The sequence below is a fragment of the Streptomyces sp. CA-288835 genome (assembly GCF_050936385.1).
Taxonomy (GTDB): Bacteria; Actinomycetota; Actinomycetes; order Streptomycetales; family Streptomycetaceae; genus Streptomyces.
Window position 1 is genome coordinate 1,600,715 of sequence record NZ_JBNJMW010000001.1, and the last position, 19,658, is coordinate 1,620,372.

Here is a 19,658-nt window from a genome sequence, read left to right on the forward strand (position 1 = left end):
GTCTCCCGTAGGGGGAGACGCCAAGGTGGGGGTATGGATGGCGACACGCTCTACTCGATCGGCGAACTGGCCCGGCGGACGGGTCTGACGGTCAAGACCATTCGGTACTACTCCGATCGCGGAATCGTGGCGCCGACGGACCGCAGCCCGGCCGGCTACCGCCTCTACAACATCGATGCCGTCGCACGCCTGGATCTTGTGCGGACCCTGCGGGACCTGGGGGTGGACCTGCCCACGATCCGCAGGGTCGTGGAACGGGAACTCTCGCTTCGCGAAGTCGCCGCAGCGCACGCCGAAGCCCTGGCCGTGCAGATTCGCGTCCTGCACCTGCGGCAGGCGGTTCTGACGGCGGTGACCGAGCGCGGGCTCACTGCTGAGGAGACGGATCTCATGCACAAGCTGGCCCAACTCTCCGAGGACGAACGCCGACGTCTGATCGGGGACTTCCTCGATGACGCCTTCGGGGGTCTTGACGCCGACTCCGCGTTCGCGGGGGTCAGGCGCTCCATGACACCCGAGATACCCGACAGCGCCGAGGCGGAGCAGATCCGGGCATGGGTGGAGTGGGCCGAACTGGCCCTGGACCCCGACTTCCGCGCCAGCATGCGACAGATGGTCGAAGGCCTCGCGGCCGAACAGGCACACGGCAATGCCGTGGGCCTGTGCCGCGACCTGGGTGCAGTCATCCGCGACCGGGTCGGCCCCGCCCGGGCGGCGGGCATCGACCCCGCCTCGCACCAAGCCGATCCGATCGTTGAGGCGCTTGCGACTCACTACGCACACATCCTTGGCCGCCCCGACGACGCCGAGCTGCGGCGCCTGCTGCTGGCCTGGCTGGAGAGCGTGGGCGACCCGCGCCGGGACCGGTACGTCCAACTGCTCGCAGTGATCAACGGCTGGCCCGCACCGGAGAGCCTGTCGGCGGCGTTCAACTGGTCCATCCAGGCCGTGCGCGTCCGAATGGAACGGTAGTGGGCCGCGGATCGTGTGCGTGAGGGCGGAACGTTGCCACACGTGATCGACAAGTGAACGACGCCTGCGCCGACATTCCGGCCGCAAGGGCGAGCGTCGTTCGCTGGGCGAGACCGACTACATCCGCCTGCTCGACGGCGCTACCAGCTGCTCAAGCTCTCCTGATCATTGTGTGGGACCGGCTGAGCACCCAATGGTCTACGTCACCGGGTTCTGATGCGGCTCCGTGGTGGTTGCCCGCCTGCTGCTGACGACCCGCCGCGGCGCCTGGTGTGTGCGATCACGGCACGTGCCAAACGCCGCGGTGGGCCGTCAGCGGCCACCTCGGTGAGGGGTCAGTCGAAGACGGAGAGGTCGATGGATTCCGCGAGGGCCGCGTAGCCTGCGTCGTTGCCGTGGAGGTTGTCGCCCATGTGCAGGTTGTCGCGGATGCGGCTGGGGTCGGCGGGGTCGCGCCAGACGGCATCGAAGTCGAGTACGCCGTCGAAGGCGCCGCTCGCACGGATCCATGTGTTGACCTGCTCACGCGCCTTGTCGCCCTCGGGTGTGTACATCTCCGAGCCGCCGTAGGGGGCGATGGTCGCGGCGGACGCCTTCGCGCCGTGTACGCGAGCTCGTGCCGCCAGCTGGAGGTGGGCGGCGATGATTTCGTCCACGCCGACGGGCGCGCCGGGGAACATCGAGAGGAATCCGGCGGTCTCCTCCGTGCGCGGGGCGAAGGACAAGACGAGGTCGTTGCCCACGGCGATCACCACGTGGCCGAGGCCAGGCGTGGCGAGGATGTCGCGGTCGAAGCGGGCGAGGGCGGCGGCGCCGATGCCGTCGGTGAGCATGCGGTTGCCGCCGATGCCCTGGCTGACCACGCAGCGCGTCGGGCCGCCGCGGGCGGCCAGACGTTCGGCGAGCAGGTCGGTCCAGCGCCGGTCGGTGCCGGGAGTGGAGCCGATGCCGTCGACGCGCGAGTCGCCGATCACGGCGATGGCCTTGGTGGGTGTGTCGGGCTGCACTTCCACGGCCGTGATCAGGGCCTGCGACGGCAAAGGGGTGGCGTTCTCGGGCAGCGAGGCGAGCACGGTCGCGTCGCCGGGGATGAGCCAGCCGAGGGTGTGGAAGGTCCCGTGGCAGGTGGCGGTGTCGACTCGGCCGGGCAGGTAGAGGCTGATGGCCAGCCGTGACAGCGCGGCGCTCGGCAGGTCGATGGGGTCGCTGAGGATCGGCGCGCCCGCCGGCACGGTGGCGGTCGGCCGGCCGTTGAAGGTCACGGCATGGCCGCTTCCGTCGTGGATGTCGCTGTCGGTGTTCGCGATGGCGACGTGGGCGGCGCCGACGGTCAGGGGTGCGGTTCCGTACTCGTTGCTGATGCGGATGCGGATGCGGTGTCCGCCGCCGCTGATGCGGACGACTTGCCGCAGCGTCGCGTTCTCGAAGGGTTCGATGAAGCTGACGGAGTCGTTCGGAGCCTGCGGGGAGGCGCCCCAGGTGCGAACCCAGGCCGCCGCGGTCGGGTCCGAACCTTCAGGGCTGGCGAGGGTGTTGAAGGTGCTGTTCACGGTCGTTGTCCTCCGGTTGCCGGGTGTCACGGCTGGTGGTTGAGGTGGGCGGTGCTCGAAGAACTCGGGGTCAGGCGCTCTTGCCCGTGGTGACGGCGGGGGTGTGGGGCTCGTCCGCGGCGCTGTGCTTCCAGATCGATGCGCCTGCGCAGAGGCGGCCGATCAGGAACCGGAGGGGGACGGCGCCGCGTTCGATGAGGCCGATGATGGCGATTGGGTGGGCGCCCTACGGTGAGGCCGGCACGGCCAAATAGCGCGCAGCGCCGCGGGCTGCGCGGCCACTTCGGCGAACGGCACTGTTCGCGGCGCTGCCAGGCCGGCCGGCGTGTCTCTAGTGTTCCGGGGTGGCGAACCACCGGGCGGCAGCCTGGTCGAACGCGACGCGATCCGAGGTGTCGCTCGCCCAGGCCACGACACCGTCCGGGCGGACCAGTACGGCCGCCAGGTCGAGGTTGTTGGCAGCCGGGCCGGCTGCGTACCGGATCCGGCCCTCCCATACCTGGGCCGCACCCTCGAGCGCGCGGTCGGCGGTGAAGTCGAGCGCGACACCCAGGCCCTGCTGCAGCAGGTCGCCGAGGCGGGTGCCGTCCTCGAGGCGGAAGTCCGGGGCGCTGCGGCCGACGAGCGGGTTCTCATCGCCCAGGTCGTAGTGGTGGAACAGGCCCGATGTCCGGCGGTACACGTAGGTCGTCCCGTCAGTGGTGCTCATCAGGTCGCGGACCAGCCGGCGCAGCGCGGGGGCGTTGGGGCCCGGCTTCATGGTCGCCACCTGGGCACGTGACCAGTCGAGCACCGCGGCGCCGACGGGGTGCCGCTCGCTGGTGTAGCTGTCGAGCAGGCCCTCGGGCGCGTGGCCGTGCACGGTGGCGGCGAGCTTCCAGCCGACGTTCATGGCGTCGCCGATGCCGAGGTTGAGCCCCTGGCCCCCGAGCGGGGAGTGGATGTGCGCGGCGTCGCCGGCGAGCAGCACGCGGCCCCTGCGGTAGGTCGTCGTCTGCATCGCGCGGTCGGTGAAGCTGGAGGCGAGGTGAACCTCGTCCAGCGTCACGTCCGTGCCGGAGATACGACGCAGCACCGTCTGGAGGTGATCGCGGGTCAGCGGCTGGGAGCGGTCGAACGTGCCGCCGTCGAAGTCCATCATGCCCAGGTGCCCTTCGAGTGGCGTGCGCAGGTACATGCCGTTCGGTGTCAGGTTGAAACCGCGGGGCAGCTGCTCGGGGTCGGCGAAGGTGACCTGGGCGACGTAGCCGGTGAACAACGGCTCGGTGCCGACGAAGTCGAAGCCCGCGAGCTCGCGTACCGCGCTGCGTCCGCCGTCGCATCCGACCAGCCAGCTCGCCCGGTACTGCTGCCCGCCGGCCGTGGCGACAACGCCCTCGTCATCCTGGCTCACGGCGGTGACGGGAACGCCCCGGATGATCTCCACGCCGAGCGCAGACGCGTGCTCGGCCAGCACGCCCGCGACCGCTTCCAGGCTCGTCATGAAGCCGTCCATCGCCGGACTGGGCAGCCTGATGGGGAGGGCGGCGATGTCGATGTCGGCCGGATCGAGCGTCATGCCCGCGAAATGGCTCAGCCCACGCGGGGCGGGCGCCTCGATCGCGTCGAGGGCCGCGCCGACCATCTCCGCGTTGACGCCCGACGCCTTCACAACAGCTTCCAGCAGTCCGCGGCGGTAGAACGTCTCGACGGACCCGGCGTTCAGGCCGCGCAATCCGAGCGGGAGCGCCTTCAACGGAGGGTTGGGGTCCTGGTCCTGGTCCCGCTCGAGGACGAGGACGGAACAGCCGGCGCAAGCCAGCTCGCCGGCCAGGAACAGACCGACCGGGCCGGCGCCCGCGATCATTACGTCGTGCATGAGAGTTCCCCTTCTGAAGCCAATACGTGGCGCTGCCCCGGCCGGAAGAAGCGGGTCAGCGCAGGCGGGTGAGGCCGTCGAGGACGACGGCGATGCCGGTGAGGAACTGCTCGCGGTCGTCGTGCTCTCTCATCTGGCCGACGATGGCGTGCATGAACGGGTAGTCGTCGGGGCTCAGTTCCTGCCACGCCACCGAGGTCGCGTCGAAGAACTCCTCACGGTCCGCCTCTGCGTCGATCCCTGAGGTGTCCCCCTCGATGCGGGCGTTCTGGCTGACCGCTCCGAGGATGTAGTGCACGAGCGTCGAGGCCGCGTCGAACCAGCGGGCCTGCGGTACGCCCAGGGCATCCACCTGCCGGCCGATCCGCTCGAAAATCCCCACCGTCACCGGGCCGACCGGGTTGCGGATGATCTGGAGGGTCAGCCGCGTGGCGAGCCACCGGTGGTCGGCGATCGCGTCGAACAAGGCCAGTGCGACGGCGCGGATCTCCTGTGCGGGCGTGGCCGACGCCTGCGCCGGCTTGGTCGCCAGCGCCGCGGTGATCACGGTCTCCGTCGCTGTGTCCAGCAGCTCGTCGCGAGTGCCCACGTGGTAGTAGATCGCCCCGGATCCGGTGGCCAGGCGCTCGGTCAGCGCCCGGACCGTCAGAGCGCCCTCGCCACCCGCATCCAGCAGCTCGATCGCGGTGTCGATGATGTGCTCCCGGGAGAGCACCTGGTTACGCCGCTGTGTCCGGCGCGCTCGGGTTGCCATGGCTCGACTATGACACACTTGGAGCGATGAACCAATTTGGATCGACGAACTAACTTGGACTATCGATCCATTTTGGAACAACACACCAAAACACTAGGCCCGGTATCGCCGACCGCGAGAACACGAGGGCACCATGCGTCACGATCATCGGCGCAGGACTCGGCGGGCTGATGCTGGTCTACGTCCTGCACGTCCAGGGCATACCGGTCGAGGTCTACGAGGCTGAAGCCTCACCCGAGGCGCGGGCGCAGGCCCGCCAGTCTCCGTTCACGGCCCGCTTCCAGGACTTCATCTCGCGTTACGCGTGGGGGGGGAGATCTGGACGGACGACACACTGTCGGGCCGCGAACGCAGCCTGATCACGCTTACGGCGCTGGTCGCGCACAGCCACTACGACGAGCTGGCCATGCATGTGCGCGCGGCCCGGCGCCATGGCCTCACGCCCGACGAGATCGGTGCGGTGCTTTTGCAGACGGCCGTGCACTGCGGCGGCCAACTCGGCGTTCGCGGTGGCGCAGGGCGTGCTCGCCGAGGAGGACGGAGCGGCAGGGTGACCTTGCCGGTCGTAGGTTCAGCCGCACCTCCTACTTGCCTCCGCCGTATGCCTAGGGTGGAGGCATGCCCACTGTCCTGATCACCGGGGCTACTTCCGGCCTCGGACGCCATGTCGCCCTCGAACTCGTCCGCTCCGGACACACCGTCCTCGTGCACGGCCGCGACCCCGACCGTACGGAACGGCTGGTCGAGGAGTTGCGGGCCGAAGGAGAGGCGTACGGCTTCGTCGCCGATCTGGCCTCGCTCGCGCAGGTTCGCGACTTGGGCGCGCGGGTCGCGGACGCTCACCCGCACCTCGATGTGCTGATCAACAACGCCGGAGTCGGCTTCGGCGAACCCGGCGGCGGGCGCGAGGAGAGCGCCGACGGGCACGAACTGCGGCTGGCGGTGAACTACCTCGCCCCCGTCGCGCTCACCCGCACCCTCCTGCCGGTGCTGCGCGCGAGCGCCCCCGCGCGCATCGTCAACGTCGGTTCCGCAGGCCAACAGCCCCTGGACTTCGACGACTTCGAGGTGACCCGGGACTACGACGGCGTGACGGCGTACCGTCGCAGCAAGCTGGCCCTCGCCGCGTACACCTTCGCCCTCGCCGAGGAGCTGGTCGGCACCGGAGTCGCCGTGAACGTACTGCACCCCGCCACCTTCATGGACACCACGATGGTCCGCGAGGGCGGGATCGAGCCCGTGTCCACCGTGGCTGACGGAGCCGCTGCCGTACTGGCCCTGGCCACCGGGAAGTTGGGCCAGGACACCACCGGCCGCTACTTCGACGGCGCCCGCCCCGCGCGAGCGCATACGCAGGCGTACGACCGTGACGTATGGAAGCGCCTGGAGGCAGTCACGGACCGACTGCTGGCGAAGTAGGCGACCGCCAGCGGTCAGCGCAGCCTCTCCAGCGCCTCCCGTGCCCTCCTCACCAAGCCGTCCGCTCCGCAGGAAGCGGCCAGGGTCAGTCCCTGCTCGAGTTCCGACACCGAGCGGGATGCGATGCCGTAGTCGATGCGGGCCTGGGCGTGTTCGTAGGCGGAGGGGGAGGATTCCAGGTAGGTGACGGCTTGGGCGTAGAGGTCGGTTGATCGGGGGGCGGATTCTAGGGCGGCGGCGCAGCGGAGGGCTTCTCCTATGGCTGTGTCTGTGCCGAAGCGTTCGGCTTGGGCGCGGAGGTCGGAGGCGATGTCCGCGGCGCGGCGGGGGTCTGAGGCGGCGAGGGCTCGGGCCAGGTCGCCGGCCCAGGGGGCCATCACGGGGTTGTGGCCGCCGCGGGAGGCGGCCGCTTTGGCGGCTACCTCCAGTTCGTTGATGCCCTCCTCGACGCGGCCCGTGGCGATCAGGAGGCGGCCGCGGACGGAGTGGGTGTCGGGGGTGACGTTCGTGGAGGGGTGGGGTGGCTCGAAGGCGTAGCGTTCGGCGATGTTCTCGGCCTCGTCGACGTGGCCGCGGGCGAGCAGGGTGTCGATGAGCATGCAGGCCACCAACCAGTGCATGGGCAGGCGCCGGCCCACCCGGTCGACGAACCTCAGTGACTCGCGCAGGAAGTCCTCCGCGTCGCGGAGGCGGCCCCGTCTGCGGTGCACATAGCCGCTGTAGGCGAGCGCGAGGGCCAGATGGCCGCCGCTCCACCCGGCGATCTCGTACGAGCGCCGGGCCTCGGTGAAGAGGCTCTCGGCGCGGTCGAGCCGGTCCGCGAACGTGTAGGAGAGGCCGAGCATCATCAGGAGCTCGAAGGTCCACTCGGTGTCGGTCCAGCCGAGTCCGGGCGCGAGGCGGCCGTTGACGAGGGCGCGGTCGCACAGTTCGACGACCTCCTCGGCGTTCTCACCGCGCGTCGCGGCGTCGAAGGCGCGCAGGATGAGCAGGGCGCGCTCGGAGTTGTCGCGGCCGGTGAGCGGTTTGACGAGTTCGGCGAGGCGGCGGGAGCGGCCGGGCGCGTCCTGTTCGCCGGTGTGGAGGCCTTCCCACATGTAGTGCACGGCCTGCAGCCGCATCCGCTCGGGGCCCGGCTTGAGCTGGGCGACCTCCTCGTCGATCGTGCGGATGGCCTCCTCCAGCTGGTCGTTGTGGACGAGCGCCTGGGCGAGACGGCAGACGGCGTCGACGCGTAGTTCGCGGTCGAGGCCGTGCAGGGTGAGCGCTTCGCGCAGGTGCTGGATCGTGGTGGCCGGTGAGGTGAGGAGGGTGGCGCAGCCCAACTCGTAGAGCACGCGCGCGTGGACTTCGGGCAGCGGGGGTTCGAGCAGGGCGCGTTCGAGACAGCGGCGGGCCGCTTCCGGGGCGCCGACGGCGAGGTGTTCGCGGGCGGCTTCGCGCATCTGCGCGACGAGTTCGGGGTCGTCGTCCGGGTGTACTTCCAGGAGGTGGCGGGAGGCCGCCGCGGCGCCGAGGCCCGAGGCGGTGACGACGGAGGCGGCCACGCCGTGCATGGCGGTGCGCAGGCCGTCCGGGATGGAGCGGTAGACGGCGCCGGCGATCAGCGGGTGGACGAACTCCAGCTCGCCGTCGGCGACTTCGCCGTTCGCCTGGTCGGCTTCGGTGAGGATACGGGCCGCGCTTAACAGTTCCGCGCAGCGCTCGGCTTCGTCCAGTGGCATCCCGGCGAGTTCGGCCGTGAGGTCGAGGGTGATCCGGGTGCCGAGGATCGCGGCGGCCCAGGCGAAGCGGGTGGCGTCGACGCCGAGTCCTTCGAGGCGGTCGACCAGGCCTTTGCCGCGCGCCGACTGGTTGAGGCCGCGCAGTTCGGCGGCCGATTCCTCGACCGGTTCGAGAGCGCTGTCCTGGACCTTGGCGAGGAGTTCCACGGTTTCGTACGGGTTGCCGCCGGTGACCGCCCACACCTCGCGGCAGAACGGGGTGTCGGCGTGTGCGCCGAGCGTGGCGCGGGTGAGTCCGGCCGTGGCGTCCGGTGTCAGCGCGCGCAGGGCGGCGGTGGGAAGGGACTTGGCGCCGATCGCGTCGAGATGGCGGGCGCTCTCGCCGGTGACTCCCGTGGGGCGGCGGGCGATCACGACGAGGACGGGCAGGTCGCCGAGGCGTTCGGTGAACGCGGCCAGCCAGTGCAGGGTCTCCTCGTCGGCCCAGTGCGCGTCGTCCACGAGCAGCACCAGCGGCCACTCACGCCGGGCGAGCCTGCGCACCGCCGCGACCAGTCCGTCGCACACATACTGCGGATCGGCCTGGCGCTCGCCCGCCTCCGCTATGCCGAGGGCGGGTCCGGCGATGTCGTACCAGTCGCCGAAGTACTCGCGCGCCTCGTCCGGCATCAGCGATACGAGCGCGGGCTGCAGCAACTGCCGTACGACATTGAACGGGACGGATATCAGGGTCTCGGCGCCGCGTGCCGACCACACCGTGCAGCGGCGGTCCAGCGCGATCCGGCGGGCCTCGGCGAGCAGTGCGGTCTTGCCGATGCCCGCCTCGCCGCTGAACACCAGCACGCTGCCCGCGCCCGAACCGGCGCACAGCGCGTCGACGGCCTCCGCGATCACGGAGAGTTCCGCGTCGCGCTCCCAGAGGGGAGCCTCCGTCATCCCGCTACCTCCCCAGGTCGCCCAAATGACGTACAGGCCACGAGCCTAGTCCTCCCCGAGCCGTCATGGCGCCTGGGCGGGACGCCTGTTGCCGTCACGGGTGACAGCCGTGGACGCAAGACGACGGACGAGGCCGCCGACCAGGTCCGGCGAACGTCGCCGATCGTCAACAGCCGGTCCGTACGCGGGAGTCGGCGAAGTGCCCGCAGGCGAGACTAAATCGGTAGGGACCCTCTCATCTTGAATTCACACGAGCCACATACCGTGTCCCCATGACCCACGTGACTCCCCCCGGGTGGTACCCCGACCCCGGGCAGACAACTGACGGCGGCCCCGCCACACAGCAGCGCTGGTGGGACGGAGAGGCGTGGACGGAGCAGACCCGTCCCGCCGCGGCGGCGGCCGGATGGGGTCCGCCGGCCTACGCGGCGTCCCCCGGGGCGACGTACCCGGGCGCGTATCCGGGGGCGTACCCGGGGGCGTTTCCAGACATGCCGCCCCGCTCTCCGCGCCGCGGGCTGCGGATCGGCATCGCGATCGCCGCGGCCGTGGCGGTGCTCGCGGGCATAGGTGGCGGGGTGTACGCGCTGACCTCGGGCGACGATTCGAGTGGCAGCGATCAGAGCAACGCCCGCCCGGCACCCACCCAGCCGGGCCCCGAAGGGGAGGACGGCGGCGGTCGGGGCGGCCCGGACGACGGTGAGAGCCAGGCTCCGGAGCAGCCCGAACAGCCGCCGACTGAAGAGGGTTACGCCACCGACGTGCTGAGCGGCATCAGCATTCCGGTGCTCGACGGCTGGACGGGGCAGTCCGGGGAGAACGGTGGCGCCTCGGTGTCGACAGGGCCGTATCCCTGTCCTGGTGACACGTCTCAGCAGTGCGTGCGCGGCGGCGCCAACTCATTGCCCGCCGCGGCCCTGGAGATCAAGGCGACCAACCCCGAGGCTGCGGCGAAGGAGGACATCTCCAAGAACGCCGAGGAATCGTACGGCGGCCCGACCTACGGCAAGATCACCTCGAACACCGAACTCGTCTCCAAGGCCGTGACCGTGGCGGGCGAGAAGGGCTACGCGGTCCGCTGGAAGGTCGTCACCAGCAAGGGCGACGACGGCTATGTCGAGTCGCTGGCCTTCCCCTCCCCCGCCAACCCGGACATGCTCGTGATCGTCCGCTTCGGCTTCGACGACAACGAGAAGGCCCCGAAGCTGTCCGTCATCGACGAGATGACCAAGGGCATCAAGGAAGCCGAGGGCGGTGGCGGCAGCGGGGAGCGGGTCTGAGGGATCTGAGGGTCTGACATGGATCCGGCCGGGTGGGGTGCCTCTCCGCTCAAGGAGGCTTCCCACCCGGCCGGGGGTACGCGCCGCCCCCGTCCCCACGGTGCGGCGCGAACAGGCCGTCGTCCGGTCGTTCCACGGACCCGACGGCCTGAGTCTCAGGTGACCTCCGTCAGTCCCAGGGCGGGGATCAGGGCGGCGTCCACGTAACGGACGAGGTAGTCGGCGTCCGCGTACCGGCCCTCCAGGATCGGGCGTACGCGGATCATGCCGAGCAGTTGCGCGGGAACGAATTCCAGGGCCGGCTGGTCGGCGGCGATCTCGCCCCGGTCGACGGCGCGTTGGAGCATTTCCTTGATGGCCACGCGTTCGGGTTCGATGAGCGCGTCGTGCAGCGCGCACCGCAGTTCCGGGTCCTGCATGACGGCGTGTCCGAGGGCCTGCACCAGCTTGGTGTCGTCGTCGGACCGCTCACCCGCGGCCCGTGCCGCGGCGCGCAGATCGCCCGCGAGCGAACCGGTGTCGATGCCCGCGAGCCGCGGAGAGTGCAGGGCACGCAGTGCCGCCGCCACGAACTGGGGCTTCGTCTTCCACTGCCGGTAGAGCGTGGACTTGCTGCACTTGGTGCTGGCGGCGATGCCCTCCATGCTCAGCGCGTCATAGCCGCACTCACGGATCTGGTAGAGCGCGGCATCGAAGAACTCCCGCTCACGCTCGGGCGTGAGCTTGGAGCGGCGCGCGGCGACGACCGTCTCCGGCTCGTCCGCTGCCTGCGGCGTCATGGCTCTTCCCCTCGCTCGTCTCCGGGGCCCGGCGGCCTGTCCTGTGGCCTGCTTCGCGGCCCGCTTCCAGTGTGACGCAGGTCCATCGAAACGCCACTGTACCGAAACAGAATAGTTTCGGTACAGTGGCGTATCGGTACGGCGCCGTATCGGTACCGTTGCGTATCGATGAGTCATGGACAGCAAAGGGGCCGGGGATGGCAGCGCTAGCAGAGCCTGCAAGAGGCGGGGCCACCGCAATACGGCGACCGCCCCTGGTCCGCGAACTCCTGCTCGTCGCGGGGCTCTTCCTCGTCTACAAGCTCGGCCGGCTCCTGGTCACCGGCCACACCGGCGAGGCCTTCCGCAACGCCAACCAGGTCTGGGACCTCGAACGGGCCCTGCACCTGCCCGGCGAGGACGCCATACAGTCCGCGCTCCTGCACAGCGACACCCTCGTGCACCTCGCCAACACCTACTACGCGACCGTGCACTTCCCCGCCACCGCCGCCTTCCTGATCTGGCTGTATCTGCGCCGCCCCACGCACTACGTCTGGGCCCGCCGCGCCCTCGCCGCGATCACCGCCGCCGCCCTGGTGGTGCACCTCACGTACCCGCTCGCCCCGCCGCGGATGCTCGGCATGGCGGACCTCGTGGACACCGGGCAGGTGTACGGGCCGACGGTGTACGGGGCCTCTCCGGAGGCAGATTCGCTGTCGAACCAGTTCGCGGCGATGCCGTCGCTGCACTTCGGGTGGGCGCTGATGGTGGCGATCGGCCTGATCGTCGCCGCCAGGTCGCGTTGGCGCTGGCTGTGGCTGCTGCATCCGCTGCTCACCCTGCTGGTGATCGTCGGTACGGCCAATCACTTCTGGCTCGACGCGGCCGTGGCGGCGGCCCTGCTGGGCGGCGTACTCGCGGTGGTCCGTCTGCCCCACCGGCCGACGACCGCGAACGAGCCCTCGAAGCCCGTGACTTCGGCGAAAGCACCGGAACTCGTGGGAGCCGTCCGATGAACGCCACCGTCCTCGCCGTCGTCCTGTCCCTGTTCTCCTCCGTCGCGTACGCCGCCGCTGCCGTCGCCCAGGAGCGGCTGGCCTCCCGCAACTCCGACTCCGGTGTGCTGCGCCTGCTCGGCAGCGGCGCGTGGTGGTGGTCGGTCGCGCTCAACGCGTCCGCCGCGCTGCTGCACGTGGCCGCCCTCAAGTACGGTCCGCTCACCCTGGTCCAGCCGCTCGGCGCGCTCACGCTGGTCGCCGCGGTGCCGCTGGGCGCGCGGGTGGCGGGGCGGCGGGTCAGTGCCGTCGAATGGCGCGGTACGGCGCTCACCCTGGCCGGGCTCGCCGCGCTGCTCGTCACGGCGTCCGGGCCGGCGCCCGACCAGGTGCTGAGCGCGCCGGAAGCCCTCGCCGTCGCGGGCACCACCGCGGCCGTGATCGGCCTCCTCGCCCGGCCCGGCACCCGCCCCGGCCTGCGGCACGCCACCGCGTCCGGCTTCGCCTCGGGTGTCGCCTCCGCACTCACACAGACCGTGACGGTGGCCGCCACCGACCGCTCGGGCCCCCTCCTCAGCGTGCAGGTGATCGTGGTGGCCCTGCTGGTCGCGGCCTTCGCGGCAGGCGGACTCCTGCTCGCGCAGACCGCCTACCGCGACGGCCTCGGCGCACCCCTCGCGGTGGTGACCCTGGCCAACCCGGTGGCCGCCGCGATCATCGGCCTCGCCCTGCTCGGCGAGGGCCTACGGGGCGGAGCCGCGGGCGTGCTGCTCGCGCTCGCGGGGGCGGCGCTCGCGGCCCGAGGCGTGGTGATGCTGTCCCACCCGGTCCCGGAGCGCGCTCAACTGCCCACGGAACAGCCCGAAGAGCCGGAGGAGCACCCGGTCGCCGCGGTGCTCGCGCTGAACCCCGAATCGGCGTCGTACGAACCGGCGTTGGTGCCCCGGCGACCCGCGCCAGGACACCTCACGCCGCTCTGAGTGACGTACGGCCGACAGCCCTTCCCGATCACATTCCGCTGCCCGCCCCGAACGCCGGGTCGCTCACCCCCGGCCGCCCGTTCTCGACATGTCCGGCGAAGCGCCGCAGGAACGGGCTGTCGGTGCCGGAGGCGACGACGGTCAGGTCGTACCAGCGCCTGCTCGCCCGCAGATCCACGGTGTGCTTCACCGTCGCGCCGGGCCGCACCTTGAACGTCCTGGGCCGCCCGCCATAGCTGTTGCCGAGCTTGAGCGTCACCGTGCCGGAGCCCTTGTTCGTGAAGGTCAGCTCCACGTCGTCCCCGGCATGCCGCGCGGTGACCTCCGGTCCGGCCGCCTTGCCGGAGCCCTTGAACGTGCGCAGAAAGCCGTTCGGCCCGTGCACCGTGAGGTCGTACGAGCCGTTGGAGTACGCGGAGTTCCAGGTGTCCGACACGCTCTTGCCGGCCTCGGTGGTGTACGTCCACGGGCCGTCGGTGCGGTTGCCGGAGGTGACGTGGAAGGAGGCGCCCGCCTTCCTGCCAGAGGCGAAGGTGAGCGTGAAGGTGCCGGCTGCCGGGTCCGCGGAACCGTCCACCCTCGGCGCGTACTTCAGAGGGCGGGCCGGCCGCAGACCGCGCTCCTGCTTCGGCATGCTGGGGTCGGCGGGGACCGTCGGCTTGTAGTCGGGGTGGCGCTCGCGGTCGGCCGGTTCGTACTCGTCGGTGTCCGGCAGGGCGGCCGGCCTGCTGTCCTTGCGGGAGAAGTCGAAGGCGGAGGTGAGGTCGCCGCAGACGGTGCGCCGCCACGGCGAGATGTTCGGCTCGCGTACCCCGAAGCGGCGCTCCATGAACTGGAGGATCGAGGTGTGGTCGAGGGTCTCGGAGCAGACGTAACCGCCCTTGCTCCAGGGCGAGACGACCAGCGTCGGCACGCGCGGGCCGAGTCCGTACGGGCCGGCGACGTACTTCGAGTCCCCCGGGAACAGGTCCAGAGTGACGTCGACGGTGGACTTGCCCTGCGCGGCGGACCGCGGCGGCAGCGGCGGCAGGACGTGGTCGAAGAAGCCGTCGTTCTCGTCGTACGTGATGAACAGTGCGGTCTTCGACCAGACCTCGGGGTTGGAGGTGAGCGCGTCCAGGACCTGCGCGATGTACCAGGCGCCGTAGTTCGTGGGCCAGTTGGAGTGCTCGGAGAACGCCTCGGGGGCGGTGATCCAGGAGATCTGCGGCAGCTTGCCCGCCTTGACGTCGGCCTTCAGCTGGTCGAAGTAGCCGTCGCCGTTCTTGACGTCGGTGCCGGTGCGGGCCTTGTCGTACCAGGGGTCGCCGGGCTTGGCGTTGCGGTACTTGTTGAAGTACAGAAGCGAGTTGTCGCCGTAGTTGCCGCGGTAGGCGTCCTGGATCCAGCCCCAGGAGCCCTTCGCGTCCAGGCCGTCGCCGATGTCCTGGTAGATCTTCCAGGAGATCCCGGCCTTCTCGAGGCGCTCGGGATAGGTCGTCCAGTCGTAGCCGAGCTCGTCGTTGGCCATGACGGGGCCGCCGCCCTTGCCGTCGTTGCCGGTGTGACCCGACCACATGTAGTAGCGGTTCGGGTCGGTGGAGCCGATGAACGAGCAGTAGTACGCGTCGCAGACCGTGAAGGTGTCGGCGAGCGCGTAGTGGAAGGGGATGTCCTCGCGGGTCAGGTACGCCATGGTCGTGGTGCCCTTCGCGGGAACCCACTTGTCGTACTTGCCCCCGTTGTAGGCGGCTTGCCCGTCGGGCCAGCTGTGCGGCAGGCCTTCCAGGAACTGCATGCCGAGGTCGTCGGCCTCCGGGTGGAAGGGCAGCAGGTCCTTGGTGCCGTCCGACTGGTGCCAGACCGACTTGCCGTTCTCCAGGGTGACCGGGCGCGGATCGCCGAAGCCGCGGACGCCTCTGAGGGAGCCGAAGTAGTGGTCGAAGGATCTGTTCTCCTGCATGAGGACGACGATGTGCTCGACGTCCTCGATGGTGCCGCGGCGATACCCGGCGGGGATGGCCGCGGCCCTGGCGATGCTGTCCGACAGCGCGGTGAACGCCGCGGTGCCGCCCGCGAGTTGGAGGAAACGACGCCGATTCACTTCAGACATGACCGGAGACCTCTTGTCCTGACGTTGGTGCGAAACGGGGGACCTGAGCGGGCTGAGTGTTCCAAGAGCACCGAAGGTCAGGGAAGGCCCAGTGGCGCATGTGTGACAGGAGGCGGTACGTGTGACGAACACGCCAAGCCGGGCGGCGGGACCCGAATTCCCGCCGCCCGGCAGCATGTTCGCGGGGGTCAGGGTCTGATGGTCAGCCAGTCCAGTGCGGCGACCTGCCGTTCGCCCCGTGCGACGAGGTAGAGGTCGTGCGTGCCCGTGACCTTGCGCTTCAGCGGCACCGACTGCTCCTGCCAGTCGCCCGTGCCCTTGACGGGCAGCACCGCGGCGAGCGGACCGTCCGGAGCGTCCAGGCGCAGCTCGAGCGAGCAGTTCCGCGCGCAGGAGGACGCGCGGCGCACGGTGAGCTGTCCGCCGTCGACGTTCACGTCGCGGTAGCCCACCCAGTCGCCGGAGCCGAGCACGCCCGTGGCAGCGGAGCCGCGCTCCACGCCCCGTACCGCCGTGGCCTTTTCGGCCTGCAGCGTCGACGTGGCGTCAGGCCCTTCGCCGTACAGCCGGATGTCATTGGCGACCCACGGCACCGGTCCGCTCTCGGTGAGCGTGATCTTGATGTAGCGGGCGGTGGTCTGGCGGGGGAACACGGCATCCTGGGTGAAGGAGCGGCCCGAGACCCGTGCGAGCGGCTCGCCCCAATTCTTGCCGTCGCGGCTGACCGAGACGGAGAAGCCGTACGGCTGACCGCTGGTGTCGCGGCCCGCGTCGAGCGAGAGGCGGCCGAAGGTCTTGGCCTCGCCGAGGTCCACGGTCAGATTCTGGCCCGGCGCTTGTGAACTGGCCGCCGTCCAGCGGGTGTTGATGTCCCCGTCAGTGACGGCGGAGGCGTCGGTACCGTCGCTCGCGGTCGCGGTCCAGTTGCCGTGCCGCACCCGCTGCTGACACCCCGGCAGGTTGCAGCCGGTCGACCAGATCGGCTCGCCGTACTCGTACGCGCCCTGGTCGGGAGCCGCGCCCCGGACGTCGGTGGTGACGCCGTCGACCTTCTCGCCCGCATCGATGGCGGGCGAGTTGGGCTTCAGCCACAGCTCGCCGTTGACGGCGTCGGTGTATCCGGGCTTGTCGCTGATCAGGTTGGAGCGGACCACCGGCAGCGGGTCGCCGGTCTGGCTGACGCTGATCGGCATCGGCCCGATGATGTTGCTGATGTACGTCCCTGAGGCGTCCGTCGCGCCGCTGAGCCGCACCGAGTTGCCGTCGATGCCCACGCCGTAGCTGGAGTTGTGGTCACGGTTGGCGATGCTCGGGCCGGTGTGGCCGTTGAAGAAGGTGCCGCGGGCGCCGGTGTTCCAGGCGACGTTGTGGTGCAGCAGGAAGTGGCCGGAGTAGTTGTCGACGTAGTAGCCGACCTGGCCGTCCGCGTCGTGCGAGGTGTTGTGGTCGATGGAGCTGCCGGAGCCGTTCAGGCTGCAGCAGACGTAGAAGGGCGAGCCGTCGCGTGAGGTGCGCATCGCTTCGGACATGTCGTTGTAGGCGATGCGGTTGTCGTGGTACTCGGTGCCGTTGAGCTGCCAGGCGGTGTCGATGGCGGCCCGTCCGGTGCGGCGGATGGTGTTGTGGGTGACGGTGTGTCCGTTGCCGTTGATCTCGATGCCGGGGGTGTAGCTGCCCATCCAGCCGACGTCGTGGATGTAGTTGTTGGTGACGGTGTTGCCGGTGCCGCGCACCAGGACTCCGTCTCCCGCGGACCGCGAAATCTCGCTGTTCTTGAGGGTGTTGCCGGTGCCGAGGAGCTGCACGCCCGAGTCCAGGATCCGGGAGGCGACGATATGTCCTTCGAAGGGCTCGACCGCGAGATCGCTGTCGGGCGGCATGGGGAGCGTGGAGAACTCGGAGATGTACTCGGCGCGCAGGCGATCGACGGTGACTCCCGTACTGTCGTTGCCCGTTCGCAGCGATGTGCCGAAGAGATTCAGACCGCGGACGGTGACGTACGAGCTGTCGCTCAGGTCGACGCCCCAGAGCCGGTGCTTGGCGGTCACCGTGTGCCCGGCCATGCCGTCCTTCGGGGGCACCATGTAGAGGCGGTGCGCGGACTCGTCGTAGTACCACTCCCCCGGCTGGTCCAGGGCGGCCTTCGAGCCCACGAGGTAGTAGTTGCGGTAGTTCTGGTTGCCCATGCACAGCGGCGGACAGCGGTAATTGCCGCCCTTGAAGTCCAGCTTGCTGGGCGCGTTGGCGGTGACGGTGCCGGTCTGCTGGGCCCAGGGGTTGGAGCCCGCCCACAGGTGCACGGTGGCGCCGGTCCAGTCGGCGTCGGGCAGGTCGGTGTCGTCGATGTGCTGGTCGGTGGAGGTGGCGTCCGCCTCGGCCCAGGTGATGTTCAGCCAGTCGGCTCCGGAGTTGGGCCAACGGCCTTCGGCGGCACGGTCGTTGTCCAGGAACACCGCGTTGAAGTCAGGGTCGGGCGGAAGCTCGGTCTCGGCGGCGACCAGTCCGCCGCCGGCGTCCCGCCACCCGGTCACGCGCTCGGTCCCGTCGACGGTCACCGGGCCGTCGCCGTACGCGGCGATGGTGACCGGGGCGTCCTTGGTGCCGGACGGGGGTGTGACCTGTTCCCGGTAGGTGCCGCGGTGGACGAGGCAGGTGTCGCCGGGGCGGACGCGGGAGAGGCAGGCGCCGATGGTACGCAGCGGCCGGGCGGCGGTACCGCTCGCGGTGTCGGCGCCTGCGGGGGCGACGTGGTACGCGCGTCCGGGCACGTCCGCGTCCGCGACAGCGGTCGGCGAGGGCAGCACGAGTAGTACGGCTAAGGCGGCGAGGAGGGACAGCTGTCTGAGCGCGGTTCTCATGAACTGCCTCCGGGGAGTGGGGGGTTCGGAGTGGCTCACACCGAGCGCGATGGCTGCGACGCTTTTCGCGAGGTGTGGTCGCGACGGAAACGTAGAAGATTCATCCGATGACGTCAACGGTTCGGACCGTATCGGGCCTGGAGAGGCGACACATCTTGGCCGAAATTGCCGGATTGGCAGGCATCTCGGTGTTCGCCACCCCCAAGCCCCTTCGCGAAAGCTCCGATGTATCGGCCCGCGAGCGTCTCGTCTCACATGACGCGCTGGAGAGCTTCCGGAGTGAGGTGGCCGAGGGTGGGATAGCCGTCGACGCCCATGATCAGGTCGGCTTCGGCGAGCAGTGAGCGCAGCACGTGCACGATGCCGGCGGTGCCGCCGAGGGCGAGGCCGTAGGCGTAGGGCCGGCCGATGCCGACGGCGGTGGCGCCGAGGGCGATGGCCTTGACGATGTCGGCCCCGCTGCGGACGCCGGAGTCGAACAAGACCGGCAGCCCGTCGGCGGCCTCGACAACAGCGGGAAGTGCCTGAAGGGCGGGGAGGCCGCCGTTGGACTGCCGGCCGCCGTGGTTGGAGCAGTAGATGCCGTCCACGCCGCCGTCCTTGGCGCGCCGGGCGTCCTCGGGGTGGCAGATGCCCTTGACGATCAGTGGCAGGTCGGTGAGCGAGCGGAGCCATGACAGGTCGTCCCAGGTCAGGGGGTGGCCGAAGACCTGGACCCACTGCAGTACGACCGCTTGGGGATCCTCCTCCGGTGTGCGGGCCAACCGGGAGCGGAAGACCGGGTCGGAGGTGTAGTTCGACAGGCAATGCCCGCGCAGCTGGGGGAAGTTACCGCTGGCCAGATCGCGCGGACGCCAGCCGGGGACCCATGTGTCCAGGGTGACGACGATGCCCTTGAACCCGGCCGCCTCGGCCCGGCGAACGAGGCTTTCCGCCAGCTCCCGGTCCTTCGGCGTGTACAGCTGGAACAGGCCTGGCGTGTCGCCGAGTTCGGGGACGACCTGCTCCATGGGGTCGACGGAAAGGGTGGAGGCGACCATCGGCACTCCGGTGCGGGCCGCGGCCCGTGCGGTGGCCAGGTCGCCGTGCCCGTCCTGGGCGCACAAGCCGATGACCCCGACCGGGGCCATGAACACCGGTGACGGCCACGTCATCCCGAAGAGCTCCACCGATAGATCACGCTCGGCAGCACCGACGAACATTCTCGGGATGAGCCCCCAGCGCTCGAAAGCCTCGACATTGGCCCGCTGAGTCCGCTCGTCCCCGGCGCCTCCGGCGACGTACGACCACACCGAGGACGACATCGCGGCCTGAGCCTTCGCCTCCAACTCCCCATGGCTCATAGGGAAAGGCGACAGCGCCCCCACCAGTCCGTTGAGGTAAATCTCGTCCTGGTACGAGCCGAACGACTGCTTCATGGGTTGCCCTTCACATCGCGTAGATCAGCAGGGTGACGTGCTCGTGCCAGGTTGTACGACCCGC

13 protein-coding genes and 2 pseudogenes are annotated in these 19,658 nt (G+C 70.2%); 7 read left to right on the top strand and 8 right to left on the bottom strand.

Annotation, left to right across the window (positions count from 1 at the left end):
* Positions 1 to 33: 33 nt before the first annotated feature.
* Positions 34 to 972 (top strand): MerR family transcriptional regulator, encoded by a 939-nt coding sequence (locus ACQEVY_RS07320; RefSeq protein WP_432946031.1) that lies wholly within the window; start codon positions 34 to 36, stop codon positions 970 to 972.
* Positions 973 to 1,033: 61 nt separating this feature from the next.
* Positions 1,034 to 1,172 (top strand): annotated as a pseudogene (locus ACQEVY_RS07325) (IS630 family transposase); the annotation flags it as partial.
* A 135-nt stretch (positions 1,173 to 1,307) separates the two neighbouring features.
* Here ACQEVY_RS07325 and ACQEVY_RS07330 read toward each other — a convergent pair.
* The 3 genes from ACQEVY_RS07330 to ACQEVY_RS07340 all read right to left on the bottom strand — a co-directional run bounded on the left by ACQEVY_RS07330 (position 1,308) and on the right by ACQEVY_RS07340 (position 5,134).
* A complete protein-coding gene (locus ACQEVY_RS07330; protein WP_432946033.1) occupies positions 1,308 to 2,522 on the bottom strand; it encodes an SGNH/GDSL hydrolase family protein in 1,215 nt (404 codons plus the stop codon).
* 331 nt (positions 2,523 to 2,853) lie between these two features.
* Complete coding sequence (locus ACQEVY_RS07335; RefSeq protein ID WP_432946035.1) at positions 2,854 to 4,380, bottom strand: FAD-dependent oxidoreductase; 1,527 nt, start codon at positions 4,378 to 4,380, stop codon at positions 2,854 to 2,856.
* A 55-nt stretch (positions 4,381 to 4,435) separates the two neighbouring features.
* Positions 4,436 to 5,134 carry a TetR/AcrR family transcriptional regulator gene (locus ACQEVY_RS07340; protein WP_432946037.1) on the bottom strand — a complete coding sequence of 233 codons (699 nt, stop codon included), beginning with the start codon at positions 5,132 to 5,134 and terminating at the stop codon, positions 4,436 to 4,438.
* Between the two features lie 242 nt (positions 5,135 to 5,376).
* Between ACQEVY_RS07340 and ACQEVY_RS07345 the strand changes: the two are divergent.
* Both ACQEVY_RS07345 and ACQEVY_RS07350 read left to right on the top strand, forming a co-directional pair.
* Positions 5,377 to 5,688 (top strand): annotated as a pseudogene (locus ACQEVY_RS07345) (carboxymuconolactone decarboxylase family protein); the annotation flags it as partial.
* 64 nt (positions 5,689 to 5,752) lie between these two features.
* Positions 5,753 to 6,553 (top strand): SDR family NAD(P)-dependent oxidoreductase, encoded by an 801-nt coding sequence (locus ACQEVY_RS07350; RefSeq protein WP_432946039.1) that lies wholly within the window; start codon positions 5,753 to 5,755, stop codon positions 6,551 to 6,553.
* A 14-nt stretch (positions 6,554 to 6,567) separates the two neighbouring features.
* Here the strand turns inward: ACQEVY_RS07350 and ACQEVY_RS07355 are convergent, their stop codons facing one another.
* Positions 6,568 to 9,213, bottom strand: coding sequence for an ATP-binding protein (locus tag ACQEVY_RS07355; RefSeq protein ID WP_432946041.1), 2,646 nt, complete (start codon positions 9,211 to 9,213; stop codon positions 6,568 to 6,570).
* A 272-nt stretch (positions 9,214 to 9,485) separates the two neighbouring features.
* Between ACQEVY_RS07355 and ACQEVY_RS07360 the strand changes: the two genes are divergently transcribed.
* The gene (locus ACQEVY_RS07360; RefSeq protein ID WP_432946043.1) at positions 9,486 to 10,493 is read left to right on the top strand and encodes a DUF2510 domain-containing protein; all 1,008 of its coding nucleotides are present in this window, start codon (positions 9,486 to 9,488) and stop codon (positions 10,491 to 10,493) included.
* A 155-nt stretch (positions 10,494 to 10,648) separates the two neighbouring features.
* Here the strand turns inward: ACQEVY_RS07360 and ACQEVY_RS07365 are convergent, their stop codons facing one another.
* Positions 10,649 to 11,272, bottom strand: a complete 624-nt coding sequence (locus ACQEVY_RS07365) for a TetR/AcrR family transcriptional regulator (protein ID WP_432946045.1) — start codon at positions 11,270 to 11,272, stop codon at positions 10,649 to 10,651.
* A 197-nt stretch (positions 11,273 to 11,469) separates the two neighbouring features.
* Between ACQEVY_RS07365 and ACQEVY_RS07370 the strand changes: the two genes are divergently transcribed.
* Both ACQEVY_RS07370 and ACQEVY_RS07375 read left to right on the top strand, forming a co-directional pair.
* On the top strand, positions 11,470 to 12,267 hold the full coding sequence (locus ACQEVY_RS07370; protein WP_432946047.1) for a phosphatase PAP2 family protein: 798 nt from the start codon (positions 11,470 to 11,472) through the stop codon (positions 12,265 to 12,267).
* The gene (locus ACQEVY_RS07375) at positions 12,264 to 13,226 is read left to right on the top strand and encodes a hypothetical protein (protein ID WP_432946049.1); all 963 of its coding nucleotides are present in this window, start codon (positions 12,264 to 12,266) and stop codon (positions 13,224 to 13,226) included. Before ACQEVY_RS07370 ends, ACQEVY_RS07375 begins: the two co-directional genes overlap by 4 nt.
* A gap of 28 nt (positions 13,227 to 13,254) precedes the next feature.
* Here ACQEVY_RS07375 and ACQEVY_RS07380 read toward each other — a convergent pair whose 3' ends face one another.
* The 3 genes from ACQEVY_RS07380 to ACQEVY_RS07390 form a co-directional block, all read right to left on the bottom strand.
* Positions 13,255 to 15,318, bottom strand: a complete 2,064-nt coding sequence (locus ACQEVY_RS07380; protein ID WP_432946051.1) for a phosphocholine-specific phospholipase C — start codon at positions 15,316 to 15,318, stop codon at positions 13,255 to 13,257.
* 188 nt (positions 15,319 to 15,506) lie between these two features.
* Entirely contained in the window at positions 15,507 to 18,176 is a 2,670-nt protein-coding gene (locus ACQEVY_RS07385; RefSeq protein WP_432946053.1) for a discoidin domain-containing protein, read from the bottom strand.
* Between the two features lie 251 nt (positions 18,177 to 18,427).
* On the bottom strand, positions 18,428 to 19,594 hold the full coding sequence (locus ACQEVY_RS07390; protein ID WP_432946055.1) for an alpha-hydroxy-acid oxidizing protein: 1,167 nt from the start codon (positions 19,592 to 19,594) through the stop codon (positions 18,428 to 18,430).
* Positions 19,595 to 19,658: the final 64 nt, after the last annotated feature.